21 protein-coding genes and 1 pseudogene are annotated in these 26,558 nt (G+C 62.3%); 13 read left to right on the top strand and 9 right to left on the bottom strand.

Features of this window, described 5'->3' with window-relative positions; translation table 11 throughout:
- Positions 1 to 111: 111 nt before the first annotated feature.
- Positions 112 to 1,149 carry an AraC family transcriptional regulator gene (locus tag NA637_RS10155; RefSeq protein ID WP_256072139.1) on the bottom strand — a complete coding sequence of 346 codons (1,038 nt, stop codon included), beginning with the start codon at positions 1,147 to 1,149 and terminating at the stop codon, positions 112 to 114.
- Positions 1,146 to 2,156 carry a carbon-nitrogen hydrolase gene (locus NA637_RS10150; RefSeq protein ID WP_256072138.1) on the bottom strand — a complete coding sequence of 337 codons (1,011 nt, stop codon included), beginning with the start codon at positions 2,154 to 2,156 and terminating at the stop codon, positions 1,146 to 1,148. Before NA637_RS10150 ends, NA637_RS10155 begins: the two co-directional genes overlap by 4 nt.
- Before the next feature lie 214 nt (positions 2,157 to 2,370).
- Here NA637_RS10150 and NA637_RS10145 point away from each other — a divergent pair, with 214 nt between their 5' ends.
- From NA637_RS10145 to NA637_RS10125, 5 genes and pseudogenes are all read left to right on the top strand, one after another.
- Positions 2,371 to 4,401: an NADPH-dependent 2,4-dienoyl-CoA reductase gene (locus NA637_RS10145; RefSeq protein WP_256072137.1), complete on the top strand. Its 2,031-nt coding sequence runs from the start codon at positions 2,371 to 2,373 to the stop codon at positions 4,399 to 4,401.
- Positions 4,402 to 4,530: 129 nt separating this feature from the next.
- Positions 4,531 to 4,912, top strand: a pseudogene (locus tag NA637_RS10140) (nuclear transport factor 2 family protein).
- A gap of 186 nt (positions 4,913 to 5,098) precedes the next feature.
- Positions 5,099 to 6,460 carry a chromosome partitioning protein ParA gene (locus NA637_RS10135; RefSeq protein ID WP_256072136.1) on the top strand — a complete coding sequence of 454 codons (1,362 nt, stop codon included), beginning with the start codon at positions 5,099 to 5,101 and terminating at the stop codon, positions 6,458 to 6,460.
- 43 nt (positions 6,461 to 6,503) lie between these two features.
- Positions 6,504 to 7,418 carry a 1-aminocyclopropane-1-carboxylate deaminase/D-cysteine desulfhydrase gene (locus tag NA637_RS10130; RefSeq protein WP_256072135.1) on the top strand — a complete coding sequence of 305 codons (915 nt, stop codon included), beginning with the start codon at positions 6,504 to 6,506 and terminating at the stop codon, positions 7,416 to 7,418.
- A gap of 29 nt (positions 7,419 to 7,447) precedes the next feature.
- The gene (locus tag NA637_RS10125) at positions 7,448 to 7,651 is read left to right on the top strand and encodes a hypothetical protein (protein ID WP_256072134.1); all 204 of its coding nucleotides are present in this window, start codon (positions 7,448 to 7,450) and stop codon (positions 7,649 to 7,651) included.
- On the opposite strand, the gene chrA is transcribed toward NA637_RS10125, so the two are convergent.
- Entirely contained in the window at positions 7,648 to 8,871 is a 1,224-nt protein-coding gene (gene chrA / locus NA637_RS10120) for a chromate efflux transporter (RefSeq protein ID WP_256072133.1), read from the bottom strand. The two genes, NA637_RS10125 and chrA, sit on opposite strands and share 4 nt — an antisense overlap.
- Positions 8,872 to 8,955: 84 nt before the next feature.
- On the bottom strand, positions 8,956 to 9,888 hold the full coding sequence (locus tag NA637_RS10115; protein ID WP_256072132.1) for a DUF1853 family protein: 933 nt from the start codon (positions 9,886 to 9,888) through the stop codon (positions 8,956 to 8,958).
- A 208-nt stretch (positions 9,889 to 10,096) separates the two neighbouring features.
- Between NA637_RS10115 and NA637_RS10110 the strand changes: the two genes are divergently transcribed.
- From NA637_RS10110 to NA637_RS10075, 8 genes are all read left to right on the top strand, one after another.
- Positions 10,097 to 10,984 (top strand): NAD(+) kinase, encoded by an 888-nt coding sequence (locus NA637_RS10110; RefSeq protein WP_256072131.1) that lies wholly within the window; start codon positions 10,097 to 10,099, stop codon positions 10,982 to 10,984.
- Positions 10,984 to 11,943 (top strand): metallophosphoesterase, encoded by a 960-nt coding sequence (locus NA637_RS10105; RefSeq protein WP_256072130.1) that lies wholly within the window; start codon positions 10,984 to 10,986, stop codon positions 11,941 to 11,943. Before NA637_RS10110 ends, NA637_RS10105 begins: the two co-directional genes overlap by 1 nt.
- Entirely contained in the window at positions 11,944 to 12,804 is an 861-nt protein-coding gene (locus NA637_RS10100) for a rhomboid family intramembrane serine protease (RefSeq protein WP_256072129.1), read from the top strand.
- Positions 12,805 to 12,894: 90 nt separating this feature from the next.
- Positions 12,895 to 13,170 carry a YeaC family protein gene (locus NA637_RS10095; protein WP_256072128.1) on the top strand — a complete coding sequence of 92 codons (276 nt, stop codon included), beginning with the start codon at positions 12,895 to 12,897 and terminating at the stop codon, positions 13,168 to 13,170.
- Positions 13,170 to 14,003, top strand: coding sequence for a DUF2797 domain-containing protein (locus tag NA637_RS10090; RefSeq protein ID WP_256072127.1), 834 nt, complete (start codon positions 13,170 to 13,172; stop codon positions 14,001 to 14,003). Before NA637_RS10095 ends, NA637_RS10090 begins: the two co-directional genes overlap by 1 nt.
- A gap of 102 nt (positions 14,004 to 14,105) precedes the next feature.
- Complete coding sequence (gene pepN, locus NA637_RS10085; protein WP_256072126.1) at positions 14,106 to 16,763, top strand: aminopeptidase N; 2,658 nt, start codon at positions 14,106 to 14,108, stop codon at positions 16,761 to 16,763.
- Between the two features lie 277 nt (positions 16,764 to 17,040).
- Positions 17,041 to 18,132, top strand: coding sequence for a WD40/YVTN/BNR-like repeat-containing protein (locus NA637_RS10080; RefSeq protein WP_256072125.1), 1,092 nt, complete (start codon positions 17,041 to 17,043; stop codon positions 18,130 to 18,132).
- A gap of 12 nt (positions 18,133 to 18,144) precedes the next feature.
- Positions 18,145 to 20,499, top strand: a complete 2,355-nt coding sequence (locus tag NA637_RS10075) for an efflux RND transporter permease subunit (protein WP_256072124.1) — start codon at positions 18,145 to 18,147, stop codon at positions 20,497 to 20,499.
- Between the two features lie 201 nt (positions 20,500 to 20,700).
- Here NA637_RS10075 and nuoN read toward each other — a convergent pair whose 3' ends face one another.
- From nuoN to nuoJ, 5 genes are read right to left on the bottom strand one after another with little or no spacing between them, the layout of a single operon-like run.
- A complete protein-coding gene (gene nuoN, locus NA637_RS10070; protein WP_256072123.1) occupies positions 20,701 to 22,167 on the bottom strand; it encodes an NADH-quinone oxidoreductase subunit NuoN in 1,467 nt (488 codons plus the stop codon).
- Between the two features lie 7 nt (positions 22,168 to 22,174).
- Positions 22,175 to 23,704 (bottom strand): NADH-quinone oxidoreductase subunit M, encoded by a 1,530-nt coding sequence (nuoM, locus tag NA637_RS10065; protein WP_256072122.1) that lies wholly within the window; start codon positions 23,702 to 23,704, stop codon positions 22,175 to 22,177.
- Positions 23,705 to 23,726: 22 nt separating this feature from the next.
- Positions 23,727 to 25,571, bottom strand: a complete 1,845-nt coding sequence (gene nuoL / locus NA637_RS10060) for an NADH-quinone oxidoreductase subunit L (RefSeq protein WP_256072121.1) — start codon at positions 25,569 to 25,571, stop codon at positions 23,727 to 23,729.
- A complete protein-coding gene (gene nuoK / locus NA637_RS10055) occupies positions 25,568 to 25,876 on the bottom strand; it encodes an NADH-quinone oxidoreductase subunit NuoK (protein WP_256072120.1) in 309 nt (102 codons plus the stop codon). Before nuoK ends, nuoL begins: the two co-directional genes overlap by 4 nt.
- A gap of 4 nt (positions 25,877 to 25,880) precedes the next feature.
- Positions 25,881 to 26,381 carry an NADH-quinone oxidoreductase subunit J gene (gene nuoJ, locus NA637_RS10050; protein WP_256072118.1) on the bottom strand — a complete coding sequence of 167 codons (501 nt, stop codon included), beginning with the start codon at positions 26,379 to 26,381 and terminating at the stop codon, positions 25,881 to 25,883.
- Positions 26,382 to 26,558: the final 177 nt, after the last annotated feature.

Here is a 26,558-nt window from a genome sequence, read left to right as displayed (position 1 = left end):
GAAGAAGAGGATCGTTTCTATGGATGACTATCAAGACGAAATTCTCGAGTGGCACGCATCTGAGCAGGACGGGCCGGAGCCTGCTGACGACGCCTTCGAGCTTTGACGGAATCAATCGGCGCGCCGTTGTGCGCGCCGATACTCTCCCGGTGTCTGGCCGCTCCAGCGTTTGAATGCGCGCTGGAAGGCTTCCGCCGAAGAAAATCCGAGTAACCAGGCAATCTCGCCGAACGCCGATTCGGTGTCCCGAATGTAGGTCATGGCAAGATCACGTCGCGTGTCGTTGAGAATCGCGCGGTAACTGGTGCCTTCTTCATCCAGCTTTCGGCGCAGCGTCCAGGGCGGTAACTGCAATCGCCCTGCGACTTGCTGCAGATCGGGCTCCTGGCCCTTGAGCATCGGCCCGAGGAGCTGAGCCACTCGCTCGCGAGTGCTGCGGGTTCGAGTGCGAATCTCCAGCTCCGCCTCGCAGAGTTCGAGTAGCTGGCGCCAGGTACCCGGGCAGTGCTCAGGGTTGCGGAGCGCCAGTGTCGCCTGATCCAGTCGCAGTTGATTATGCTCGGCGCCGAACTCAATCGGTCTCGCGAAGAACGCTTCGTAGCGTGCAGCGTAATCAGGGCGTTGAAATTCAATCTGTACAGCCACCGGGGTCAACGGCCGGCCCGCGACCGCGCCAAGTTGCGTAACCCAGCTGGCCAATACGGTGTCCACGACGAACCGGTTGTAGCTGTTGTACGGGCTGATCGAGTAGAACCTGAGCCAGGCGCCTGATGCGTCCTCGTGAAACCCTGAGGCGCCCCGGTAATTGGACGCATAAAGCGGCTCGTAGCGAATCAGTGCACGTGCGGCTTCGCGCACCGTAGGGGCTTGCGTCGAGGTCACGCCGACGAGGCCAAGGTGGCCGGCCTTGCGCAGCCGCCCCATTTCAAGCCCTAGGCCTGGGTCACCTGCCAACTGCATGGCCGCATGACCCAGACGCATGTAGCGAGGAATCGACAGCTGCGCTCGCGGCTCCGATAGCCGTGCATGATCGAGGCCATACGCATCCAGCAGCGGTTGGGGGTCGATCTGCTTTTCCTGCAGGGCACTGACCAGGCTGTGCACGAAGCCAACCGAGAGATCACCAAGGCGGACCCGTTGACGGTTCATGGTCGATTCGGCAGCCACTGGTTGCGCAAACGCACCGGCGCGCCCTGATGGTGTCGTGTCGGCCTGCGAGGCGAACCGACCAGATCCCACGGCAGCCCCAGCGTATGCACATCCATCCGCGCCAGTTTTGCAGTTATGCCCAGGTTCGCGCGGCAGGTGGCCAGCGGCTCGTCACGTGCGCCTGGTACGGCAATCAGCTCCGCTTCGTCGGCAACATGTCGTGCATAGGCATCGCAGCCGAGCAAAACGATCAACCGACCGGCCGGCGTCTGCAGTACCGATGGCGTCTGACCTTCGAGCGCTTCGCTGTAACGGCGCTCATAACGAGTCAGTTTCTGCTTGTACTGCAGTGGCCCCAGTACCTCGCCGTCCGGCGTGAAACTGAGGCTGACCTGCCGAAGCGGCCCGGTACCGCTCCGTAGTCGACCCTCGTCCAGATAGGGTTCGGGCAGCACGATCGAGCCGGCGACGACTGTCACACCGTACGCCTTCGCCAGGCCTCCGAAAATCAGCTGATAGTCATCAGCCATCTTCCGTGCCTTGATCTTCAGAACGGCCTCGGTACGGTGATCATCCCCTTCGTTGCCCAGCAGCGCATGCAAGTAGTCCCAGGGGTTGCTCAGCGCCATCCATTGTACGGCGTCGCGCAGCGTGCGGGCCTGCTGGACTTCAGGCTTCTCGCCGAGGGCGAACAGGCCCGTGCCGACATGCTCTGGCAGCACGACAACCGTTCGGGGATTGAGCAGTCCGGCTTCTCGCGCCTGGTCCAGGTAGGTGGCGAACTTCAATTGCAACCGCTCGCGGCTCTGGTAGTCCGCCGGCATCAGTCGGGTTTCGATCCCGAGCAGGTTGCCGGTTTCACCCGGCTGGCCCTGGCTCTCGATAGGAAGAACCCGAAGGTCAGAAAGCAAGGGGCCACTGTCCCGGTCTTGGGTCCAGTCGAGGTAGATGATGAACGCCGCGAGGGCGAGCACGGCGAGGCCGAGCAACTTGCTATAGGTGCGCATGGGTTAGAGCCGAATGTGTTCCGCAGAGACTAGGCATCGCGCAGCTGCTTGCCAAGCGCTTTGCGCTTTTGAGTCATGCAGTTGTGATTTTGGGTCATTGAGCGCGCGGCGGGCGCTGTTTATCGTCACGGCATTGCGACTGCGTCCGACAGAGGCGCGGCGATCCGACCGACGAATTCTGGCACTGGTCGTGCCGCCTGATCGAGGAACGAACATGACTGCTTTTCCGCATCTGCTGGCTCCGCTGGACCTGGGGTTTACCACGCTGCGCAACCGCACGCTGATGGGCTCGATGCATACAGGGCTGGAAGAAATGCCCAATGGTTTCGAGCGCATGGCCGCGTTCTTCGCCGAGCGGGCACGTGGAGGCGTGGGTCTGATTGTCACGGGTGGGGTAGGCCCGAACGAGGAAGGTTCGGTGCGCGCCGGAGCAGCCAAGTTGTCGACCCTCGAGGAAGCCGAAGAGCACAAGGTGGTCACTCAGGCGGTGCACGAGGCCGGTGGCAAGATCTGCATGCAGGTCCTCCACGCCGGGCGTTATGCCTACAGCCCTCAGCTGGTGGGCCCGAGCGCCATCCAGGCGCCGATCAACCCCTTTACCCCACGCGAGCTGGACGAAGAGGGCATCGAGAAGCAGATCCGCGACTTCGTCAATTGCGCAGGTCTGGCTCAGCAGGCTGGCTATGACGGCGTCGAGATCATGGGATCGGAAGGCTACTTCATCAACCAGTTCCTGGTGTCCCATACCAATCACCGCACCGACGGTTGGGGTGGCAGCTACGAAAACCGTATGCGTCTGCCTGTAGAAATCGTCCGTCGTGTACGCGAAGCAGTAGGCCGCGAGTTCATCATCATCTATCGCCTGTCGATGCTCGATCTGATGGAAGGCGGCAGTACCTGGGAGGAGGTGCTGATGCTGGCCAAGGCCATAGAACAGGCCGGTGCCACCTTGATCAATACCGGCATTGGCTGGCACGAGGCCCGCATTCCCACTATCGCCACCAAGGTGCCACGCGCGGCGTTTACCAAGGTAACGGCGAAACTGCGCGGACACGTAGGCATTCCACTGGTGACGACCAACCGCATCAACACGCCGCAAGTCGCCGAGCAGGTCTTGGCAGAAGGTGATGCAGACATGGTCTCCATGGCTCGTCCGTTCCTTGCCGATCCTGATTTCGTCAACAAGGCGGCAGCGGACCGCAGCGACACCATCAACACCTGTATCGGCTGCAACCAGGCCTGTCTGGATCACACGTTCAGCGGCAAACTGACCACCTGCCTGGTCAACCCACGGGCGTGCTACGAAACAGAGCTGAATTACATCCCCACCACCACGATCAAGAAAATGGCCGTAGTGGGAGCCGGCCCGGCTGGCCTGGCAGCTGCTACCGTAGCGGCGGAGCGCGGTCATCAGGTAACGCTGTTCGATTCCGCCAATGAGATTGGTGGTCAGTTCAATATCGCCAAGCTCGTGCCAGGCAAGGAAGAGTTTTTCGAAACCCTGCGCTACTTCAACAGCAAGCTGCAGAGCACTGGCGTTGACGTCCGCCTGAACACGCGCGTCAGCGCGGCTGATCTGCTGGCCGGCGGTTTTGATGAGATCATCCTGGCGACCGGGATTGCGCCGCGCACGCCCGATATCCCAGGTATCGATCATCCAATGGTGATCAGCTACATCGACGCAATCCTGCAACGTAAGCCCGTTGGGCAGCACGTGGCAGTCATCGGTGCCGGCGGGATCGGCTTCGATGTGTCGGAGTTCATCACTCACAACGGCCTCTCGACCAGTCTCGACAGAGAGGCGTTCTGGCGCGAGTGGGGTATCGACCTCGCGCTGGAAGCTCGGGGCGGGGTGGCCGGCGTTCAGCCTGAGCCACACGCACCGGCACGGCAGGTGTATCTGCTGCAACGCAAGAAGTCCAAGGTTGGCAACGGCCTGGGCAAGACGACCGGTTGGATTCACCGCACTGGGCTGAAGAACAAGCACGTGCAGATGATCAGCGCCGTCGATTATCTGTGGGTCGACGGTGAGGGCCTGCATATCCGTGTGGCCGATGGTGAGCCGCAGGTGCTTGCAGTCGATACGGTCATTGTCTGCGCCGGCCAGGACCCGTTGCGGGAGCTGCAGGCCGAACTGGAGGCGGCCGGGCGCCAGGTCCATCTGATCGGAGGTGCCGATGTCGCCGCAGAGCTCGATGCCAAGCGCGCCATCAATCAGGGTTCGCGGCTAGCCGCTGAAGTGTGATACCGAAGCCCCGCTTTCAAGCGGGGCTTTTTTTGTACAGGAGCAACGACTTTGTACAGGAGCAGCGACGTGAGCACATCTCTTCCACTACACCCGGCCGCTGCTGCAACCTTACAGCGCTGGCAGCGGATGGTTGCAGCTGGCGATCTCAGCCGGTTGCCCGAGCGGCTGCAACCCGCAGGCGGTGTTTCGCTCGCCGATGGCCTTCACATCCTATGAGAGCGCTGCGGCGGTCAATCTGATCCTCAATACCCTGGTCAGGCTATTCGAAGACTTCGCCTATCACCGCGAGCTGGCCGGCACCGATGGCACAGACGTCGTGTGGGCGTTCAGCGCTCGCGTCGGTGATCGTCAGCTCAAGGGTATCGACATGATTCGCTTCGATGAGACTGGGCTGATTACCGATTGCGAAGTCAGGATCCGGCCGATGAGCGGGCTGCAGGCGCTCGGTGAGAACATGCGCAGGCGTCTCGCTCCTCAGCTTGCGGCAATGAAGGGCCGACCGGCTTAGTTCAACCCGTTCACAGTGTGCCGGTGGCGTTTCGACAGCCAATCCTGGCGCCGAAGTCGCTGCCAACCCAGTCACATTGCCGGTTTGGCTTTTCCCCTACACTTCGGCCCAACCATGGGCTGGCGAGCGCCGGGCGTCTGCAGCGCGGATTTCCCGCGGGCCGTTCAAGTTGTTGAGGAACCGAGCATGCAAATCAAACCGCAGACGGTCGAAGCCGTACTGTTCTTCAATGATGGCGGCGTCAGCAAGGAAATGCTCTACCCAGAATTCGAGGCCATGCTCGATGGGGTGGTGAGCATGCCGGAGTTCGCCGATCAGCAGATGCGGGTCGCGTATGTGCTGGTCAATGCACGGCTGCAGATTCGCGCGGCAGTGTTCTTCTATCTCGATTTCAACGAGGACGGATCAGCCGACAGTGGCTGGAATATCCCACTGCGCAGCCTTGCCGAACGCACCGGGCGCGGGCCGGATCTCGGCGCCGGGCCGATCCGCCTGGCCTGTCGCAGCCAGTGCCCGGTGTCCTGGCACCAGATGCACTTGTGGGACCCGGACCTGACACCCGGCAAGAACCACTTCGTCATGTTGCGTGACCGCATCAAGCGCAACCAGCTGGGACTGCTGGTGGAAGAAGAGGCATCGCCGACCGTGCCCACCGAGCGTCTGCAAATGGTGGCTGAAGACACCTGCTACACGCCGGGCGCGGCCAAGCGGGCTGCCACTCGCCGCACCGAGCTGCTCGAAAAGGAACAGCGACTCAAGGCTGCGCAGTTGATCAAGCAGCAGCGCTTGCGCATTGCCAGCCTGGAACAATGGCGCGAGGCCGACCTCGCAAAACTGCGGGTTATGGCCGCTCAACAGCAGGCAACGCTGCACACTGAAATCAGTCGATTGCGTGGGCAGTTGCTTGAACATGAGCAGCAGACAGTGAACCTTCGCGCCCAGCTCGCAGCGCAGGCCGAGGGCTTCCAGAACACCCGTGAGGAGATGAGCCGGCAGCTGCGCGCGGTTGAGCAGAACACTCGTGACGAAGCCGATGCTGCACGGGCGCGCTTCGACACCGAGTTGCAGGTGCAGGTCGCCGCAGCGGTTGCTGAATGCAAGGAGCAGATTGCTATTCGGGACGTCGAGCTGGCTTATCGCAACGAGCTGGATGCGCAACTGCAGGAAGAGATCGAAGCGCTACAGAAGCAGGTGGGCGTGCTGGCCGAGCAAACGGGGGACCGAGTGCTCGAAAGGTTGTCACGGATCGGCGTGGTGTTCATGGCTTATCATCCCGGCGCCGGACACCTGACGATCGCGCTTCAGGATATGGCGCGCTATCAGGAGAATCCGCTAGCGTATGCCGCCGCCAAATGTGCGGTCTCCGAGGAGCAGTACGGCAAGTGGGTTCAGCATTATCAGCAACCTGCCTGCGTGGCCAGCCTCTCGACAGGGGAGCGCTGCAACATGCCCTTGGACAAAGTCGACTCGCCAGCACGCTTCGTCATCGGCGAGTCCAATTGTTGCGCCAGGCATCGGTCTCCGGATCGACTGCGTAGCGGTAGCTGACAGGGTTTCCATCATTTCAGCATCTATCCCCAGCCTGGCCTCAGTGCCGCTGCAGCGGCTTGATCTGCCCTGGCTACGCGAGGCCGATGTTCAGCTTGCCGTGCTGCGGCTGGATCTGCTCGATCCAGAGCTGTCCGGGAACAAGTGGTTCAAGCTTGCGCATCACCTTGCTGCGGCACAAGCCAGCGGCGCGTCAGGGTTGATCAGCCTTGGCGGCCCTCACTCCAATCATCTGCATGCGCTAGCCGCAGCGGCCAAGCGTTACGGGCTGGCCAGCGTCGGGCTCCTGCGTGGCAATCCGCAGCAGACAGCCACTGTCGAAGATTTGCAGCGCTTCGGCATGCAGCTGCACTGGCTAGGTTATGGCGGCTATCGCGAACGGCACCGGGCGGATTTCTTCAATACCTGGCGCGAGCGGTTCCCCGGTTACTACTGCGTACCCGAAGGTGGCGGCGGGCTTGCTGGCGCACGGGGGTGCACCCCGCTGGTCGACCACGTGCAAACGCGCCTGGCCGCCATCGGCTGGGAGGATTACGAGGGCTGGTGGCTTGCCGCGGGCACGGGTACCACCTTGGCTGGGTTAGTGATCGGCGAGGCGCAGCGGCGCAGAAGAATGGTCCACGGAGCGCTGGCAGGTCCGCCTTCGCACGGCGTTGCAGACGAAGTCAGCCGGCTGTTGCGAGACGCCGGCACTGCTGACTCCAGGTACCAGCTGGTCGACGCCAGCCGTGGAGGCTTCGGTCGATTCGACGAACCGCTGGCCCGGTTTCTGCTGGAGACTGAAGCAATCTCCGGCGTTCCTCTGGAGCCCGTTTACACGGCCAAGGCGATGATGGCATTGCGCTTTCATGTGCAGGGCGGTTATTTTGCCTGTGGCACGCGGCTCATCTTCGTGCACACCGGCGGTCTGCAGGGCCGAAGAGCTGCCCAGGCGCAGTTGGACGGGCTGCTGCGCTGACCTTTCGCCCCTTTGGAGCTCATTCATGGGTGAACAAGCTGCTGCCTCCCGATCTTCTTCACTGCCTGGTTCCGCTCAACACACTGTCGCCTCGGTATCTGCAGGAGATTCGCCATCAATTGGTGCCGCGCGCCCTGGCAGCCGTCGAAGTGCTGTTCGCTAAGCAGATGCCATCAGGTTTGAGCGTTCCGGCGGGCGAACCGAACGCAGCGGCTGAACCGACGAGCCTCTAGCTCAGCATGGCAAGCAACCAGCCGGCGATGCCGCCAGCCAGTACCACCAGCCAGGGCGGCAACTTCCACACCATCAGGGCCGCCAAGGCAATGGCCGCCAGGACAAAATCGGCTGGGCCAAAAATCGCGCTGGTCCAGACCGGATCGTATAGCGCTGCCAGCAACAGCCCGACGACCGCGGCATTCACCCCGCCCAGCGCTGCTTGCATGCGCCGATTGGCACGCAAACGGTCCCAGAACGGCATGGCGCCGAACACCAGCAGAAACGATGGCATGAACACGGCGATCAGGCACAGCGAGGCGTTGATCAGGCTGCTGCTGCTGCCGCCGCGAATCGAGGCCCCGAGAAAAGCAGAAAAGGTGAATAGCGGCCCTGGCACCGCTTGGGCTGCGCCGTAACCGGCCATAAAAATGTCATTGCTGACCCAGCCGTTGGGCACGACTTCGGCTTGCAGCAGCGGTAGCACCACATGGCCGCCACCGAATACCAGCGCGCCGGCGCGATAGAAGCTGTCGAACATCGCCACTAGCTGGCTGGACGAGGCGGCAGCCAATGCAGGCAGCACAAGCAGCAAGGCAAACAACAGCAGCAACGCCAAGGCGCCGGTTGTTTGCCCCACGCGCGGCCGGCAAGGGGTGAGGTTGGACATGGCAGCAGGGCGAAACAACACCAATCCAGTCAGGCCGGCGAATGCGATGACGAGCAACTGCGCCCAGGCACTGGCCAACAGCAGAACCGCGCAGGCAGCCAGCAGCGCGATTGCGATTCGCGGGCCATCGGTGCATAGGTTACGTGCCATTCCCCATACCGCCTGAGCCACTACGGCGACCGCGACGATCTTGAGGCCGTGGAGAAGCCCCTCGGGCAAACCATCGCCCAGGTGGCCGATGCCCAGCGCGAACAACGCCAAGGCGACTGCTGAAGGCAGCGTGAATCCTGTCCAGGCCGCCAGCGAACCGCGATAGCCGCCCCTCAGCAGGCCGATGGCCATTCCGACCTGGCTGCTCGCCGGGCCGGGTAGAAACTGACAGAGGGCTACCAGATCCGCATAGCCCTGCTCGTCAAGCCAGCGCCGGCGGTGAACGAACGCTTCACGGAAATAGCTCAAGTGGGCCACCGGACCGCCAAATGACGTCAGCCCGAGGCGCAGGAATAGCAGGAAAATTGTCCACGGACTCGATTGTTCCGGTGCGATTGAATGGACCTGGTCCGAATTCATCGAGGCTGACCCTGACGGTGGAAGAAGGTGCTGTTGCCGCACAAGTCTGCCGGATGCAGGTGACGTTTTCACGTCAGGTGCAGTTCAGCGGGCCGGCCAGGTGCTGGGGACCAGGAACAGACGCTCCTGTTCGAGCCAGTGTCCATCTGCGTGCTCCTCCAGGCGCACCAGCATTTTCGCCTGGCGTTGGCCCTCGGCGCCGACGACCCACCGATCGAAATCGGGCCGCTGCCAGACGGCGCTCCACGGCACGCGAGCGGGAGCCAACCAGGCATGGCGAGGCAAGAGTTGCCAGACGGTTTCGTGGTCGCTTCCAGCGAATCCCGGCCAATCGTGGTGACGCAGCCAGCGCCCGCCCAGGTGCTGGGGGCTGGCGCCGGCAGGCGGGGAGCAGGCGCTTGCTAGCGGCTGGAACAGATAGCCGCCTAGCCACAGCGCGCTGTTGATCGGGGCGCTGGTCAGTTCGCTGAGCAATAGTTGCGCGGCGGGCACCGAGGGCAGCCTCAGTTGGTGGTCACAGAGGCGCCGCAGTTTGATGTCGAGTCGGTCGTGGCTGCCGGGACCCAGCCAGCGATCGTGCCGCGCGCTGTCGTCGCCCAGGCCGAGGTAGAACTTGACGGCCAGCTCCAGATGATGGACACCTTCCCGGTCACGCAGAAGCAGGTCGATCTCGCCCAGGGTATGGCCGCCATGGCGAATCGGCAGGTTCGCCACCAGCAGGTCGACATCGGGCGCCTGACACAGGGCGAATTGCCAGAGGCGCTCGTAATAGAGCCCCAACCGCCTGATGCTGCGTTGCGCGAGCCAGGCCTCGAGGATCCCCGGCTGCGTGTCGAGCAGGCGCAGCCAGTCGGCCAGCTCTTCAGGGTGCTCAGCCCAGCGGCTGGCCGTGAAAGGGTGTCGTTGTGGCGCCGGGGCCTCGCTCAGCAACGGTGGCGAGAGCAGCGCCCAAGCGAGATCCCGCACGGCCGGGTGCATCAGGCTGGGGAGCAGATCGCCAAGGTAGGGCAGGTTCATGCAAGCAGCATAGCCGAGGTTGGTTTGCTGCCGCTTCCAGCTTTCGCCCATAATCCGCCGGCGGCACTGCAACGGGGAATCCAAGCCGACCAGTTTATTGAACTCGAACGTGCCTGCGCGACACCAAACTGATGCCAGATACGTTTCGGCCGATTGGTGTTTCTCCTGTCCCAACCGCTTTCACCCGTCTCGCCTACAGGGAGCTTCAATGGACCAGTTCCGCAACATCGGCATCATCGGTCGCCTGGGCAGCTCCCAGGTGCTGGATACCATCCGCCGGTTGAAGAGATTCCTCGTGGAGCGCCACCTGCACGTGATCCTCGAAGAAAACATCGCCGAGGTGCTGCCTGGCCATGGCATGCAGACCTCCTCGCGGCAGCGCCTCGGCGAATCCTGCGATCTGGTGATCGTAGTGGGCGGTGACGGCAGCCTGCTAGGCGCGGCACGGGCGCTGGCCAAGCATCGGGTGCCGGTGCTGGGGATCAACCGGGGCAGCCTCGGGTTCCTGACCGACATTCGCCCGGATGAGCTGGAAGAGAAGGTCGCCGAGGTGTTAAGCGGGCAATACACGCTGGAGAATCGCTTCCTGCTCGAGGCCCAGGTGCGGCGCTTCGAGGAGTCCATTGGCGAAGGCGACGCGCTCAACGACGTGGTGCTGCATCCCGGCAAGTCGACCCGGATGATCGAATTCGAGCTGTATATCGATGGTCAGTTCGTCTGCAGTCAGAAGGCCGATGGGCTGATCATTGCCACCCCCACGGGCTCAACTGCGTACGCGCTTTCCGCAGGCGGGCCGATCATGCACCCCCGGCTGGATGCGATCGTGGTTGTTCCGATGTATCCGCACACCCTGTCCAGCCGGCCCATCGTGGTGGATGGCAACAGCGAACTGAAAATCGTCGTCTCGCCGAACATGCAGATCTACCCGCAGGTCTCCTGCGATGGCCAGAACCATTTCACCTGCGCACCAGGCGATACCGTCACGGTGCGCAAGAAACCGCAGAAGCTTCACCTGATCCACCCGCTCGACCACAACTATTACGAGGTCTGCCGCACCAAGCTTGGCTGGGGTAGCCGCCTCGGTGGAGGGGAATAGTGGTTGTCGACCCGGAACGCAGCTACGACCTGATCGGGGACGTGCATGGTTGCGCCCACACACTGGCACGTCTGCTTGAACAGCTGGGCTATAGCCGGCACGGCGACGTGTGGCGGCACCCACGTCGGCAGGTGATCTTTCTTGGCGACATCATTGATCGCGGTCCACGGATTCGCGAAGCGCTGCACCTGGTCCATGCAATGGTCGACGCGGGGCAGGCGCATTGCATCATGGGCAATCACGAGTTCAACGCACTGGGCTGGTACACCCCGGCGCCCCCCGAGAGCGGCAAGACCTTCGTTCGCGAACACACGCCGCGGTACGCCATGCTGTTGCAGCATACCTTCCAGCAATTCGAGCACTATCCGCAAGAATGGACCGCCTTCCGCGAATGGTTCATGACGTTGCCGCTGTACCTGGAGAACGAGCGCTTTCGTGTCGTTCATGCCTGCTGGGACAATGCGATGATCGGTCAGCTGCGCGAGCGGTTGGTCAATGGATGCGTCGATCCCGCATTCTTGCGGGACGCGGCGTTCGCCCAAGGCTTCGCTGCCAAGGCACTGGACCGCCTGCTGCGTGGCACCGACATGCCGCTGCCGGAAGGACTGACGCTGACCAGCGCGGAGGGCTTCACCCGCAGCTTCTTCCGGACGAAATTCTGGGAAGAAAATCCCCAGACCTACGGCGACATCGTCTTCCAACCCGACGGCCTGCCGGAAAAGGCCGCGCGGGTGCCGCTCAGTGAAAGCCAGAAGAGCCAGCTGTTTCTCTATGGCCCGGATGACCCCCTATTGTTCGTCGGGCACTACTGGCGTAGCGGAACACCCGCGCCGATCCGACCCAATCTCGCCTGTCTCGATTACAGCGCGGTGAAGTACGGCAAGCTCGTCGCCTATCGGCTCGATGAGGAAACCAGACTCGACCCGGCGAAGTTCGTCTGGGTGGACGTGGAGCGATAGATGGCCATCATCGAGGCGTTGCGCCTGCCATTGTCAGAGGACCTGAGCGGTTTTATCGCCTTGTTGCAGCGGTTGCAGGTGCCTTGCCGCGTCTCCGAGGAGTCGGGCGAGCAGGTGTTGCGGGTGCCGGCAGAGACGGCCGAGCAGGTCCGCGAGCTCTACCAGCGCTATCCTCGGGGCGACGGTGCCGTGGTGGCAGAACAACCGCCACGGCGCGGCGGCGGTTTTGTCGCCAGCCTTCGCCGCAGTCCGCTGACTGCAGCGGTATTGCTGCTGACGATGATCGCAGCCGCCATCACCATGCTTGGCGAGAACTTCGAGACCATCCGCTGGTTCAGCTTCGGTGACTTCCGCATCGACGGTGAGTACGCCTACTTTGCGACGCTCGAACAAACCCTCGCAGCAGGGGAGTGGTGGCGGCTGGTAACGCCAATCTTCGTGCATTTCGGCTTCCTGCACCTGGCCATGAACTCGATGTGGTACTGGGAGCTTGGACGGCGCATCGAATATCGACAAGGCGCGCTGATGTTGCTTGGCCTGACGCTGGTGTTCGGCGTCGTTTCCAATGTGGCGCAGTACACCTACGGTGGCCCGGGGATATTCGGGGGATTATCCGGCGTTCTGTACGGGCTGCTCGGGCATTGCTGGCTGTTCCAAAAGCTCGCCCCCGATGAGGCCTATCGGCTGCCTCCCGGCGTTGTGGTGCTGATGCTGGTCTGGCTGGTGGTCTGCCTGACAGGCGTGATCGAAGTGGTGAGCTTCGGCGCATTGGCGATCGCCAACGCGGCCCATGTTGGCGGCCTGGTTGCCGGCTGCGTCACGGGTGTCATCGGCGGCTTGATCGCACGATCGAAAGCTTGAAGCTTGAAGCTTGAAGCTTGTCGCCTCCAGCCTCCAGCCTCCAGCCTGCATTTCCGTTAGAATGCGCGCTTGATTCCCTGGGAGCCGCCCATGTCGTCCTTTATCGAAGCCATCGAAAACATCACCCCCGAAGTCTACGAAAACCTCAAAACCGCCGTCGAGCTGGGCAAGTGGAGCGACGGCCGCAAGCTGACGCCCGAGCAGAAAGAGACCTGCCTCGGCGCGATGATCGCCTGGGAATTGAAAAATCTCCCCGAAGAGCAGCGCACCGGCTACATGGGTGGCCAGGAATGCGCCTCCAAGAGCAAGAACAGGGCGCCGGTCGACACCAGCCTGTTTGCCCCGGCTTCCGGGACTTGCCACTGATGCTTGAGCTGGGACGCGGCGCGCTGAGCAAGATGTCGATTCAGCTGGGCGAGCAGGCACAGTATTCATTCCGTCTGAACAACCAGCTGGTGCCGGTCAATCCGCTGATCGGCAAGACCCTGCGGTTGGAATATCTGGGTGCCATTCACTGCAGCCATTGTGGACGCAAGACCAACAAGAGTTTCAGCCAGGGTTATTGCTATCCCTGCTTCAAGAAACTGCCGCAGTGCGACATCTGCATCATGAGCCCGGAAAAGTGCCATCACGATTTCGGCACCTGCCGTGACCCGCAGTGGGGCATGGATTTCTGCATGACCGACCACGTGGTGTATCTGGCCAACTCCTCGGGCATCAAGGTCGGCATCACCCGCGCCACCCAACTGCCGACGCGCTGGCTCGATCAGGGCGCCAGCCAGGCGCTGCCGATCATGCGCGTTGCGACTCGACAGCAATCCGGCATGGTCGAAGACCTGTTGCGCAGCCAGGTGGCAGATCGCACCAACTGGCGCGCACTGCTCAAGGGTGATGCCGAACCCATCGACCTGATCGAGATCCGCGAACAGATCTTCGATGCCTGCGCTGAGGGCATGCGCGAACTGCAGCAGCGCTACGGGTTGCAAGCGATCCAGCCAGTGGCCGATGCCGAGGTGCTTGAGATCCGCTATCCGGTCGAGGCCTACCCGACCAAGATCGTCAGCCTGGATCTGGAAAAGACGCCGGTCGTCGAAGGCACCCTGCGCGGCATCAAGGGTCAATATCTGATCCTCGACACAGGCGTGATCAACATTCGCAAGTTCACCGCTTACCAGGTGGCCGCAAGCTGCACGCCGTGAACCCAAGCCTGTAGGTGGGTCGGCTTCATCGATCCATCGAATGAACCATTCACTTGCAGCTTGAAGCTCGTCGCTTGAAGCTGCCTCGAAGAGGCCTACCCGATGCGCACCGAACAACCGAAAGTCATTCATCTCAAGGATTATCAAGTTCCGGACTACCTGATCGATGAAACCCACCTGACCTTCGAGCTGTACGAAGACCGCACCCTGGTGCATGCCCAGCTGGTGATGCGGCGCAACCCGGAGGCCGGTGCCGGGCTGCCGTCTTTGCAGCTTCACGGTCAGAATCTCGAGCTGATTTCGCTGGCGCTGAATGACCGTCAGCTCGGCCTGGGCGACTACGAAGTGGCCGAGGAAAGCCTGACGCTGCAACCCGACGCGGCCAGCTTCACCCTCGACAGCTCGGTGGTCATCCACCCGGAGAGCAACACCGCGCTGGAAGGTTTGTACAAGTCCGGCAGCATGTTCTGCACCCAGTGCGAGGCCGAGGGTTTCCGCAAGATCACCTATTACCTTGACCGCCCGGACGTGATGAGCACGTTCACCACCACCGTCAGCGCCGAGAAGCAGGCCTATCCGGTCCTGCTCTCCAATGGCAACCCGCTCGCCAGCGGCGAAGAAGACGATGGGCGTCATTGGGCGACCTGGGAAGATCCCTTCAAGAAACCCGCGTATCTGTTCGCCCTGGTGGCCGGTGATCTCTGGTGCGTCGAGGACAACTTCACCACCGTGAGCGGTCGCGACGTGGCGCTGCGCATCTACGTCGAACCGGAGAACATCGACAAGTGCCAGCACGCCATGGACAGCCTGAAGAAGTCGATGAAGTGGGACGAGGAAGCCTACGGCCGCGAGTACGACCTGGACATCTTCATGATCGTCGCGGTCAACGACTTCAACATGGGCGCCATGGAAAACAAGGGCCTCAACATCTTCAACTCCAGCGCCGTGCTGGCCCGTGCCGAAACCGCCACCGATGCCGCGCACCAGCGTGTCGAGGCGATCGTCGCCCATGAATACTTCCATAACTGGTCCGGTAACCGCGTCACCTGCCGTGACTGGTTCCAGCTGTCGCTCAAGGAAGGTTTCACCGTCTTCCGTGACTCGCAGTTCAGCGCCGACATGAACTCGCCAACGGTCAAGCGCGTCGAGGACGTCGCCTACCTGCGCACCCACCAGTTCGCCGAGGATGCCGGTCCGATGGCCCACTCGGTGCGCCCGGAATCCTTTATCGAGATTTCCAACTTCTACACCCTGACCGTTTACGAGAAAGGCGCCGAAGTGGTGCGCATGATCCAGACGCTGCTGGGTGAGGAGGGCTTCCGCAAAGGCAGCGATCTCTACTTCGCGCGGCATGATGGCCAGGCGGTGACCGTCGATGATTTCGTCAAGGCGATGGAAGACGCCAATGGCGCCGACCTGACGCAGTTCAAACGCTGGTACAGCCAGGCGGGCACGCCGCGACTGGCCGTCAGTGAGCAGTACGACGCCGCCGCAAAAACCTACAGCCTGACATTCCGCCAAAGCTGCCCGCCAACGCCGGGGCAAAGCGAGAAGCTGGCCTTCGTCATCCCGGTTTCGCTGGGCCTGCTGGATGGGCAGGGCAACGAGATTGCGCTGCGCCTGCAAGGTGAAGACGCACCGGTCGGTACCACCCGCGTGCTGGCCGTCGACCAGCCCGAACAGACCTTCACCTTTGTCGATGTGCCGGAGCAACCATTGCCTTCGCTGCTGCGTGGTTTCTCCGCTCCGGTGAAGCTGGACTTCCCCTACAGCCGCGATCAGCTGATGTTCCTCATGCAGCACGACACCGACGGTTTCAACCGCTGGGAGGCGGGGCAGCGGCTGTCGGTCCAGGTGTTGCAGGAAATGATCGGGCAGCATCAGCGCGGCGAAGCGCTGCAGCTGGATCAGCGTCTGGTCGCGGCACTGCGCAGCCAGCTCGAGGACGAAAGCCTCGATCAGGCGATGGTCGCGGAAATGTTGTCGCTGCCGAGCGAAGCCTACCTGACCGAAATCAGCGAGATGGCTGATGTCGATGCCATTCACGCGGCGCGTGACTTCGCTCGTCAGAGCATTGCCACCGCATTGTTCGAGCTGTTCTGGAAGCGTTACCAGGCCAATCGCGAGGTTTCTCGGACTATGCCGTATGTTGCCGAAGCGGGCCACTTCGCTCGGCGTGCCTTGCAGAACATCGCCTTGTCGTACCTGATGCTCAGCGGAAAGCCCGAAGTGGTCGCCGCCTGCGTCGAGCAGTTCGAGGTCGCGGACAACATGACCGAGCGGCTGACGGCGTTAGCAGTGCTGGTCAACTCGGGCTTCGAAACCGAGCGTGACAAGGCGCTGGCCTCGTTTGCCGAGCACTTCAAGGACAACCCGCTGGTCATGGATCAGTGGTTCAGCGTGCAGGCTGGTAACACCCAGCCGGGTGGTCTGGAACGCGTTCAGCAGCTGATGCAGCACCCGGCGTTCACGCTGAAGAATCCGAACAAGGTTCGAGCCTTGATCGGCGCCTTCGCCAACCAGAACCTGGTCAACTTCCATGGTGCTGATGGCGCTGGTTATCGCTTCCTGGCCGACCAGGTCATTGTGCTCAACACCCTCAACCCGCAGATTGCTTCGCGCTTGTTGGCGCCGCTGACCCGCTGGCGCAAGTACGACGCCAGCCGCCAAGGCCTGATGAAGGCCGAATTGGAGCGGATTCTGGCCTCGGGCGAGCTGTCCAGCGATGTCTATGAGGTGGTCAGCAAGAGCCTTGCTTGACGCCCTGACCGCCTGAGCCGGGCCGACAGACAACCCGAAACGACAATCCGCGCATCGCCGCGGGATTGTCGTTTTCGAAGCCCGGAGTCCCTTTTTCAAAGCGGAACGCATCGCGCGGCAAAGCCCCGTGCCATAAGGCGCACCTATCACGCAACAGCATCGAGCCATGCTTAACAAAACATAACGTCCAGGCAATTGCCGCCGCTTTCGAAAGCCCTATAGCATGGCCTCGCCTGCCTCAGTACGCAGGCCCTACCTATAAAAAAAGGGGGTATGCATGAGTGAGCCCGTCATGTGGCGCACACCGGTTGGGCGCGCGAAAAAAACGTCCCGCACGCCGATGTTTTGTAGTCAATCGCCGCTGGCAAGAACGCTCTCGCTCTGCAGTGTTCTCTCCATTTCATTTCTAGCCGCGCCTGCTCAGGCCCAAAGCCCTGCCGAGCCAGGCGTTCGCTACGCGATCGAATCGCAAAAAGCCGCATCCTCACTTCTTCTCGATATTGCCCATGCCGGCTCGCGTCTGGTCGCGGCAGGGGATCGGGGGCACATCCTTTATTCCGATGACGGTGGCACTACCTGGTCGCAGGCCAAGGTGCCCACCCGGCAGCTGCTCACCGCCGTGTATTTCACGGACGACAAGCACGGCTGGGCGGTGGGGCATGACGCACTGATCCTGGGCACGACGGACGGCGGCCAGACCTGGACGCAGCAGTACGAACAGCGCGAAGGCGAAGTACCGCTGCTCGACGTCTGGTTCGAGAACGCGCAGCACGGTTTTGCCACCGGCGCTTACGGCGTGCTGCTGGAAACCACCGATGGCGGGGAACACTGGGAAGACGTCGCTGATCGCCTCGATAACGAGGAGGGTTCCCACCTCAACGCCATTGCCGAGATTCCCGGGTCCGGCCTGTTCATCGTCGGCGAGATGGGCGGCATGTTCCGCTCCGCTGACATGGGCGAAACCTGGGAGCGCGTCGAGTCGCCCTATCAGGGCTCGTTGTTCGGCGTTGTCGGCGGCGGCGAGCCAGGCGTCGTCGTCGCGTTTGGCCTGCGTGGCAATCTGTTCCGCTCAACCGATTTCGGCGACAGCTGGCAGGCCATCGAGCTGCTGGATGACGGTGATGCCGTCGAATCGGGCCTGGCTGATGGCAACCGGCTGGCCGATGGACGCATCGTTGTGGTCGGTCATGGCGGCACCGTGCTCAGCAGCGAGGACAACGGACAAAGCTTCAAGCTGTTCAGCCGCCCTGACCGACGCTCCCTGTCGGGCGTCGTCGGCAACCCGGATGGCAACCTGGTCCTGGTCGGGCAGAGCGGCGTCCGGATCGTTTCGCCGAGCGGCGCCAACCTGCCCGTACAACAACAATAAGCCGGAGCCACCATGACCAAGCATCAACAGAAACCGGCCTCTTTCCTCGAGCGCCTGATATTCAACAATCGACCGGCAGTGATCCTCGTCTGCCTGTTGATCAGTGTGTTCCTGTTCTATCAGGCGGCTCAGGTTCGTCCTTCGACCAGCTTCGAAAAGATGATCCCGCTGGGGCATCCCTACATTCAGAACATGCTCCAGCATCGCGATGACCTGGCCAACCTGGGCAACACGGTGCGGATCTCCGTGGCAGCCAAGGATGGTGACATCTTCTCCAGGGACTACATGGAAACGCTGCGTCAGATCCATGACGAAGTCTTCTATATCCAGGGTGTCGATCGCTCCAACATGAAGTCGTTGTGGAGCCCCAGTGTGCGCTGGACCGAGGTGACAGAGCAGGGCTTTGCCGGTGGTGAGGTCATTCCGCAGACCTATGACGGGTCGCCGGAAAGCCTCGATGACCTGCGCAGCAACATTCTCAAGTCCGGGCAGGTCGGGCGTCTGGTTGCCAACGACTTCAAGTCCAGCACCATCGACGTGCCGCTGATGGAGTCTTATTCGGATCCGGAAGACCGCAGCAAGCAGATCAAGCTCGACTACCAGGAATTTTCTCACGAGCTGGAAGAGAAGATTCGCGACAAGTACGAGGCGCAGAATCCGAATGTGGAGGTTCACATCATCGGTTTCGCCAAGAAGGTCGGTGATCTGATTGACGGCCTGGTCGGTGTTGCGCTGTTCTTCTTTGTCGCCATCGGCATCACCCTGGCGCTGTTGCTGTGGTTCACCCGCTGCTTCAAGAGCACCATCGCGGTGGTCGTGACCACGCTTATCGCCGTTGCCTGGCAGCTCGGTCTGCTGCACACGCTGGGTTTCGGGCTCGATCCTTACTCGATGCTGGTGCCGTTCCTGGTCTTTGCCATCGGTATTTCCCACGGCGTGCAGAAGATCAACGGCATCGCCATGGCTTCCGGCGAAACCGACGATCCGCTTGCGGCCGCGCGCATGGCGTTCCGTCAACTGTTCATCCCGGGCATGGTGGCGCTGGCCTCCGATGCCGTTGGCTTCGTGACCCTGCTACTGATCGACATCGGGGTGATCCGCGAACTGGCCATCGGTGCGTCGCTGGGCGTGGCGGTCATCATCCTGACCAACCTGATCCTGCTGCCGGTGGCGATTTCCTACATGGGCATCAGCCAGCGCGCGGTCAAGCAGGCACGTGAGGAAGCGGCTCGCAACCATCCGTTCTGGCGCCTGCTGTCGAATTTCGCCAATCCGGTGGTTGCGCCGATCTCCATCGTCATCGCGCTGCTCGCCGTGGGTGGTGGCCTCTGGTACGGACAGAACCTGAAGATCGGCGATCTCGATCAGGGCGCCCCGGAACTGCATCCGGACTCGCGCTACAACCTCGACAACGACTTCGTGATCCGCAACTACTCGACCAGTTCGGACGTGCTGGTGGTGATGGTGAAAACGGCGCCCGAGGGCTGCGCCCATTACGACACGCTCGCCGCCATGGACGAGCTGATGTGGAAAATGGAGAACACCGAGGGCGTGCAGTCGGCCGTTTCGATGGTCACTGTGGCACGGCAAAGCATCAAGGGCATGAACGAGGGCAGCCTGAAGTGGGAAACGCTGTCGCGTAACCAGTTCGTGCTGAACAGCTCCATCGCTCGAGCCGAAGGCATGTACAACAGCGATTGCTCGCTGGCGCCGGTGCTGGTGTTCCTCAATGACCACAAAGCCGAGACGCTTGAGCATGTGGTGTCCGCGGCGCGTGAATTCGCCGAGGAAAACAACCGCGAAGGGCTGGAGTTCGTCCTGGCTGCGGGCAACGCCGGTATCGAAGCAGCGACCAACGAAGTCATCGCCGCCTCCGAAACCACCATGTTGATTGCGGTCTACGCCGCGGTGAGTTTCATGTGCCTGCTGACCTTCCGCTCCGTCGCGGCGACCCTGTGTATCGTTCTGCCGCTGGTGCTGACCTCCATTCTCGGCAACGCACTGATGGCCTTCATGGGGATTGGCGTAAAAGTCGCGACGTTGCCGGTGATCGCACTCGGGGTGGGCATCGGTGTGGACTACGGCATCTACATCTACAGCCGTCTGGAATCCTACCTGCGCCAGGGCATGACGTTGCAGGAAGCCTATTACGAAACCCTGAAATCGACGGGCAAGGCGGTCATCTTCACCGGCATCTGCCTGGCGATCGGGGTGTTCACCTGGGTCTTCTCGGCGATCAAGTTCCAGGCCGACATGGGCCTGATGCTGACCTTCATGTTCCTCTGGAACATGGTCGGCGCGATCTGGCTGCTGCCGGCACTGGCGCGCTTCCTGATCAAGCCGGAGAAGCTGCGGCAAGAGCTGTGATGCTCCCGTAGCAAAAAACCGCGGCCTCTGGGTCGCGGTTTTTTATCGCGGGCAGGACAGGACAGCGGGAACGACGGTGGAAGTCGCACTGCTGCCAGGCCGCGGCAAAACCAAAGCAGGCGACCACTGGCTGACCGATCAGCGGCTGCCTTGCGCTGACCGCCGCACCTGCCACGACAAACCCCTCAGCCTGGGTTTCAGCTATACGACGGCCAGCCCCGCATGCTGGACCAGTTCCAGCAACGGCTGCGGGTAGACGCCCAGGAAAAAGGCCAGCACGGCAATCGCCAATAGCATGATGCCGCCAGCCAGCTGCCCCCAGTTGGAAGGGGCATCGTGACGGCGGATGCCCGGCTCGACCAGATAGAGTGTCACCACCACCCGCAGGTAGTAGAACAGGCCCACGGCGCTGCCGATGATCAACGCGCCCAGCAGCCACCACAGCTGCGACTCGACCCCGGCTGCGATGACGTAGAACTTGCCAACGAAGCCCGCCGTCAGTGGAATCCCGGCGAGCGACAGCATCATCACGGTCAGCACCGCCGTGAGGTAAGGCCGGCGCCAGAACAGGCCGCGGTACTCATACAGCGCGTCCGCATCGCGCCCTTTGTAGGGGCTCGACATCAGGCTGACCACGCCGAACGCGCCGAGGGTGGTGAGCAGATAGGTCACCAGATAGACCCCGATAGCCTCGACGGCCAAGCCCTTGCTGGCGATAAACGCAACCAGCAGGTAGCCGAAGTGGGCGATGGACGAATAACCCAGCAGGCGCTTGAGATTGCTCTGGTTCAGTGCCAACAGGTTGCCCATCAGGATCGAAGCGATGGCGATCAGGCTCAGCGCATCGTTCAGCCAGCCGCCGCTGGTGGCGGGCGACAACTGATACAGGCGCAGCAGTACGGCGAACACCGCGACCTTGCTGGCAGTCGCCAGGAAGGCCGCGACCGGTGCCGGCGCGCCCTCGTAGACATCCGGTGTCCAGAGATGGAACGGGGCGAGCGAAAGCTTGAAACCCAGGCCGACCAGCAACATGCCGATACCGGCCTGTACCAAAAGGGACGAGCCTTGTGCCGCCAGGCTGGCCCCGATGCCGGTGAAATCGAGACTGCCCGATTCGGCGTAGAGCAGCGCCATGCCGAACAGCATGAAGGCACTGCCGGCGCCGGACAGCACCATGTACTTGATTCCGGCTTCCAGCGAGCGCTTGTTGAAGAAGGCATAGGCAACCAACCCGTAGACCGGTACCGAGAGCAACTCCAGGCCGATGAAGAGCCCAGCCAGGTGCTGCGTACTGACCAGCACCAGTCCGCCCGCGGCCGCCAGGGTCATCAGCAGGAACAGCTCCTCGCGATTACCCGGAAAACCTTCCGAATCGGCTTCGCCGAGGTAGGCATGCGCCAGCGTCACGCAGGCCAGGGTGGCGACCAGTACGAGTGCCGAATAGAAATAGGCAAAGGCATCCAGCCGCAGCATTGGCGTTACGTTCAGTGGGGCTACCTGCAGCGCCGGCACGATCGAAAGCAGCGCAAGCGTCAGGCCAGCCGAAGTGACGATGAAACTGAGCCCATGGTTGCGCCGCCAGGCGATGGCCAGCATCACCGCGATAGCGGTGGCACCGGTGATCAGCAAGGGCAGCAGGGCGATGAAGTGTTGCTGTGTGAATTCCATGGCGAGACTACCGGGCCGAAACGGTTGGGGAGAAAGCGGTATCGATCCACTGCTGCACACCGTTCATGGTGGCGAGCGAGGTGTCGAAGACCGGCTGCGGATAGACGCCGAGCAGCACCAGCAGTACGGCTAGCAACAGCACCATTCCGATCTCGCGTGCATCCAGGCCTTGCAGCAGCCCTTCGGCCCTGGTCGGACCGAAGTAGGCACGATGGATCATCGCCAACGAATAAACCGAAGACAGCACCAGGCCGAAGGTCGCGACCACCACGACCCAGGGCGATTCGGCAAAGGCGCCGAACAGCACCACGAACTCGCCGATGAAGTTGCCGGTGCCCGGCAGGCCCAGCGAGGCGGCGGCGAAGAACAGGCTCAATGGCGGAAGCCACGGCAGGCGCGACCAGAGCCCGCCCATTTCGCGCATGTCCCGCGTGTGCAGGCGCTCATAGAGCTGGCCGCTGAGGATGAACAGCGCCGCGGCAGAGAGACCGTGAGCGATCATCAGCACCACCGCGCCCTGCAATGCGAGCTGGCTGCCCGAGTAGATCCCGATCAGCACGAAGCCCATGTGCGAGACGCTGGAATAGGCGATCAGCCGCTTGATATCGGTCTGCCCGAACGACAGCAGGGCGCCATAGAAGATACCGAGCAACCCCAGGCCCATGGCGATCGGTGCGAAATCCATCGAGGCGTGGGGAAACAGCGGCAGGGCGAAGCGAATCATGCCGTAGGCGGCCGTCTTCAGCAGGATGCCGGCCAGGTCGACCGAACCTGCTGTCGGTGCCTGGGCATGGGCGTCGGGCAGCCAGGAATGCAGTGGCACGATGGGAAACTTCACTGCAAAGGCGATGAAGAAGCCCAGCATCAGCAAGAACTCGGTGCCTGGCGCCAGTTCGGCCTTGAGCAGCAACTCATAATCGAAAGTCAGGGTGCCGGTGTTGTGGTAATTGACCAGGACCAGACCAAGGATCGCCACCAGCATGATCAGGCCGCTGGCCTGGGTGTAGATGAAGAACTTGGTCGCCGCATTGATCCGCGAGCGCTTGCCTTCGGCGCTATGGCCCCAGAGTGCGATGAGGAAGTACATCGGCACCAGCATCATTTCCCAGAAAAAGAAGAACAGGAACAGGTCGAGGGCGAGGAAAACCCCGACCACCCCTCCTAGAATCCACATCAGATTGAGGTGGAAGAAGCCGACGTGACGCTGGATCTCTTTCCAGGAACAGAGCACCGAGAGCACGCCGAGCAGTCCGGTCAGTATGATCATCAACAGCGACAGGCCATCGAGCGCCAGGTGCAGGTTGATGCCGAAGCGCTCGATCCAGACGTGCTTGAACTGCAGCGCCCAGTTGGCCTCGGCACCGGGGGCGGGGGCCAGCTGGTAATTGCCGGTTGCCCACAGCCAGAGGCCGATCGCGAGCAGCAGCCCCATGGTGAGCAGGGCGATCCAGCGCGGCAGGCTTTTGTCGAAATGTTCGACGAGCCAGCAGAACAGGCCGCCGATGAAGGGAATCAGGATTAACCAGGGCAGAATCACGGGTTCGAGTCCTTGCGCAAATTCAGAGCAGAACGACGCCGAGCAACAGCACGGCTCCGCCAACGATGGACAGGGCGTACCAGCGCAACTGGCCGGTCTGGGCGCGGCTCAATAGTGCATGGCTGCCCCGAGCGGTGCGTGGGATCAGGCCGATGGCGGCATCGACAGGATCGCGGGCGAGCAGTCCACAGAGCCCCAAATAGGGCTGCACGAAGAGCTTGTCGTAGAGCCAGTCGAAACCCCAGGCGGCGTACCACCAGGCAGTCAGGAAACGGCCCGGCGCGCTCTGCGCTATCGCGCTGACCAGGCCTCGCGTGCCGAGGAACAGCATGGCGGCGAGCAGGATGCCGGCCAGGGCGATGGCCCCCGACGCGATCTCCAGGCTGTGCTTGGCTTCACCGCCGGCATGCCCGACGCTTTCCGGCAGGACACCGGCCAGCGGCGGCGCGATCAATGCGCCGAGGAACGTCGACAACAGGATCAGCACCACCAGCGGCACGCTGTGGGCGATACCGTGAGCGGCGTGGGCCTCCACCTTGGCTTCGCCGTGGAAGGCGATGAAGATCAGTCGGAAGGTGTACAGCGAGGTCAGGAAGGCACCCAGCAGACCGGCGTAGAGCAACCCGCTGTGACCGCTGGCGAAGGCTTCCCAGAGGATCTCGTCCTTGGAGTAGAAACCTGCGGTGATCAGCGGCAGCGCCGCCAGGGCCGAGCCGCCAACGATGAAGCTCGCGTAGGCCAGCGGCAGTTTCCTCCACAGGCCGCCCATCCTGAAAATGTTCTGCTCATGATGGCAGGCATGGATGACCGCGCCGGAGGCAAGGAACAGCAGGGCTTTGAAGAACGCGTGGGTCATCAGGTGGAAAATGGCCGCATCCCAGGCGCCTACGCCCAGGGCCAGGAACATGTAGCCGATCTGGCTCATGGTCGAGTAGGCAAGGATACGCTTGATGTCGGTTTGCACCAGCGCGGCGAAGCCAGCCAGTACCAGCGTCACGCCACCCACGATGCCGACCAGTTCGTGCACATCCGGCGCGAGCAGGAACAGGCCATGGGTACGGGCGATCAGGTAGACGCCGGCGGTGACCATGGTCGCCGCGTGGATCAGCGCGGACACCGGGGTCGGGCCGGCCATGGCGTCGGCCAGCCAGGTCTGCAACGGCAGTTGCGCCGATTTGCCGACCGCCCCGCCAAGCAATGCCAATGTCGCCAGGGTGATCCAGAGATCGCCGCTGGCGAACTTCTGTGGCGCCAGCACCAACAGTTCCTGGATATCCAGCGTGCCGAGCTGAACGAAGAGAATGAACAGGCCGAAGGCCATCAGCACGTCGCCGACGCGGGTCACGATGAAGGCCTTGAGCGCCGCATTACCGTTCTTGCGCTCCTTGAAGTAGAAGCCGATCAACAGATACGAGCACAGCCCGACGCCTTCCCAGCCGAAGTACAGCAGCAGCAGGTTGTCGCCCAGCACCAGCAGCAACATGCTGAAGATGAACAGGTTGGTGTAGGCGAAAAAGCGCGAGTAGCCCTCTTCGCCACGCATGTACCAGCTGGCGAACAGGTGGATGAGAAAGCCCACCCCGGTGACGACGCCGAGCATCGTCAGTGCCAGGCCGTCCAGATGCAGGCCGAAGGCGACGCTGAAGCCCGCGACGTCCAGCCATTGCCAGAGGTGCTGGGTAAAGACGCCATTCGGCGGCGGCGCGCTGTTGAACTGCCAGATACACAGCGCAGCGATCAGCGCGGACAGGCCGACCGAGCCAACGCCGATCACAGCGGCCAGGTTTTCGGATAGCCGTCCGCGCGAAAAGGCCAGCAGCAAGTAGCCGAGCAGCGGAAAAACGAAGGTCATGAATAGTAGGTTCATCCGCGCATCTCGCTTGCAGCATCGACATCGAGGGTGTTGAAGCGGCGGTACAGCTGCAGCAGGATCGCCAGGCCGATGGCGGCTTCGGCGGCCGCCAAGGTGATCACCAGGATGAACATGACCTGCCCGTCAGGCTGTTCCCAGCGGCTGCCAGCCACGACGAACGCCAGGCCGGTGGCGTTCATCATCACTTCCAGGCTCATCAGCATGAACAGGATATTGCGCCGCACCATCAGGCCGACCAGCCCCAGGCAGAACAGCACGGCGGCGACAGCCAGACCGTGCGCCATCGGAATTGAGTGCATGGCGTTACTCCTTCGCCTCGTGGCGCCCGAGGTGGAAAGCGGCAACCAGCGCCGCCAGCAGCAGCATGGAGGCCAGCTCGACCGCCAGCAGGTAAGGCCCGAAGAGGGCGATACCGACTTCTTTCGGCCCGACCGTGGAGAGCCCTGCAGGCGCGTATGCGGAGGCTGAAAAAAGCGCCCAGAGCAGCTGCGCCAGCAGGATCGCCGCCAGCAACGACGGGCCGAGCCACACGCGAGGCGCCATCCAGCCGCGCTCCTGGCTGACCGTGTTGCGACCCAGATTGAGCATCATCACCACGAACACGAAGAGCACCATGATCGCGCCGGCATAGACGATGACTTCGAGCGCGCCAGCAAAGGGCGCGCCGAGGCTGAAGAAGCACATCGACACGGCCAGCAGTGAGGTGATCAGATAAAGCAGAGCGTGCACCGGATTGCTGCCGGTTATGACTCTCAGCGTGGCGACCACGGCCACGCCGGCGGAAAAGTAGAAAGCGAATTCCATCAGAAGCTCCTGGAACGCTGGAAGGCTGAAGGCCGAAGGCCGAACGAAAAAGCCGCGCCCTGACCCTGCGGGAGCGGTCTGGACCGCGAGCTTTCAAGACCCGGTTCGCGGTCAAGACCGCTCCCGCGGCTACCTGCTGCCAATGGGCGAATGAATCCGCCGCTACCGCTATTCGTC

This window comes from Stutzerimonas stutzeri, from assembly GCF_024448935.1.
In the GTDB taxonomy this organism is placed as follows: Bacteria; Pseudomonadota; Gammaproteobacteria; order Pseudomonadales; family Pseudomonadaceae; genus Stutzerimonas; species Stutzerimonas stutzeri_AO.
Note: the sequence above shows the minus strand (reverse complement) of the source record. Positions and strands in the feature narration are given on the sequence as shown.

Coding starts and splice junctions, on each gene's coding strand:
- NA637_RS10090 (WP_256072127.1), top strand. CDS start 13,170: ATGCTTGAGCTGGGACGCGGCGCGCTGAGCAAGATGTCGATTCAGCTG.
- NA637_RS10155 (WP_256072139.1), bottom strand. CDS start 1,149: ATGAACCGTCAACGGGTCCGCCTTGGTGATCTCTCGGTTGGCTTCGTG.
- NA637_RS10080 (WP_256072125.1), top strand. CDS start 17,041: ATGAGTGAGCCCGTCATGTGGCGCACACCGGTTGGGCGCGCGAAAAAA.
- NA637_RS10110 (WP_256072131.1), top strand. CDS start 10,097: ATGGACCAGTTCCGCAACATCGGCATCATCGGTCGCCTGGGCAGCTCC.
- NA637_RS10095 (WP_256072128.1), top strand. CDS start 12,895: ATGTCGTCCTTTATCGAAGCCATCGAAAACATCACCCCCGAAGTCTAC.
- chrA (WP_256072133.1), bottom strand. CDS start 8,871: ATGAATTCGGACCAGGTCCATTCAATCGCACCGGAACAATCGAGTCCG.
- NA637_RS10100 (WP_256072129.1), top strand. CDS start 11,944: ATGGCCATCATCGAGGCGTTGCGCCTGCCATTGTCAGAGGACCTGAGC.
- NA637_RS10075 (WP_256072124.1), top strand. CDS start 18,145: ATGACCAAGCATCAACAGAAACCGGCCTCTTTCCTCGAGCGCCTGATA.
- nuoK (WP_256072120.1), bottom strand. CDS start 25,876: ATGCACTCAATTCCGATGGCGCACGGTCTGGCTGTCGCCGCCGTGCTG.
- NA637_RS10135 (WP_256072136.1), top strand. CDS start 5,099: ATGCAAATCAAACCGCAGACGGTCGAAGCCGTACTGTTCTTCAATGAT.
- NA637_RS10150 (WP_256072138.1), bottom strand. CDS start 2,156: ATGCGCACCTATAGCAAGTTGCTCGGCCTCGCCGTGCTCGCCCTCGCG.
- nuoJ (WP_256072118.1), bottom strand. CDS start 26,381: ATGGAATTCGCTTTCTACTTTTCCGCCGGCGTGGCCGTGGTCGCCACG.
- nuoN (WP_256072123.1), bottom strand. CDS start 22,167: ATGGAATTCACACAGCAACACTTCATCGCCCTGCTGCCCTTGCTGATC.
- pepN (WP_256072126.1), top strand. CDS start 14,106: ATGCGCACCGAACAACCGAAAGTCATTCATCTCAAGGATTATCAAGTT.
- NA637_RS10115 (WP_256072132.1), bottom strand. CDS start 9,888: ATGAACCTGCCCTACCTTGGCGATCTGCTCCCCAGCCTGATGCACCCG.
- NA637_RS10145 (WP_256072137.1), top strand. CDS start 2,371: ATGACTGCTTTTCCGCATCTGCTGGCTCCGCTGGACCTGGGGTTTACC.
- nuoL (WP_256072121.1), bottom strand. CDS start 25,571: ATGAACCTACTATTCATGACCTTCGTTTTTCCGCTGCTCGGCTACTTG.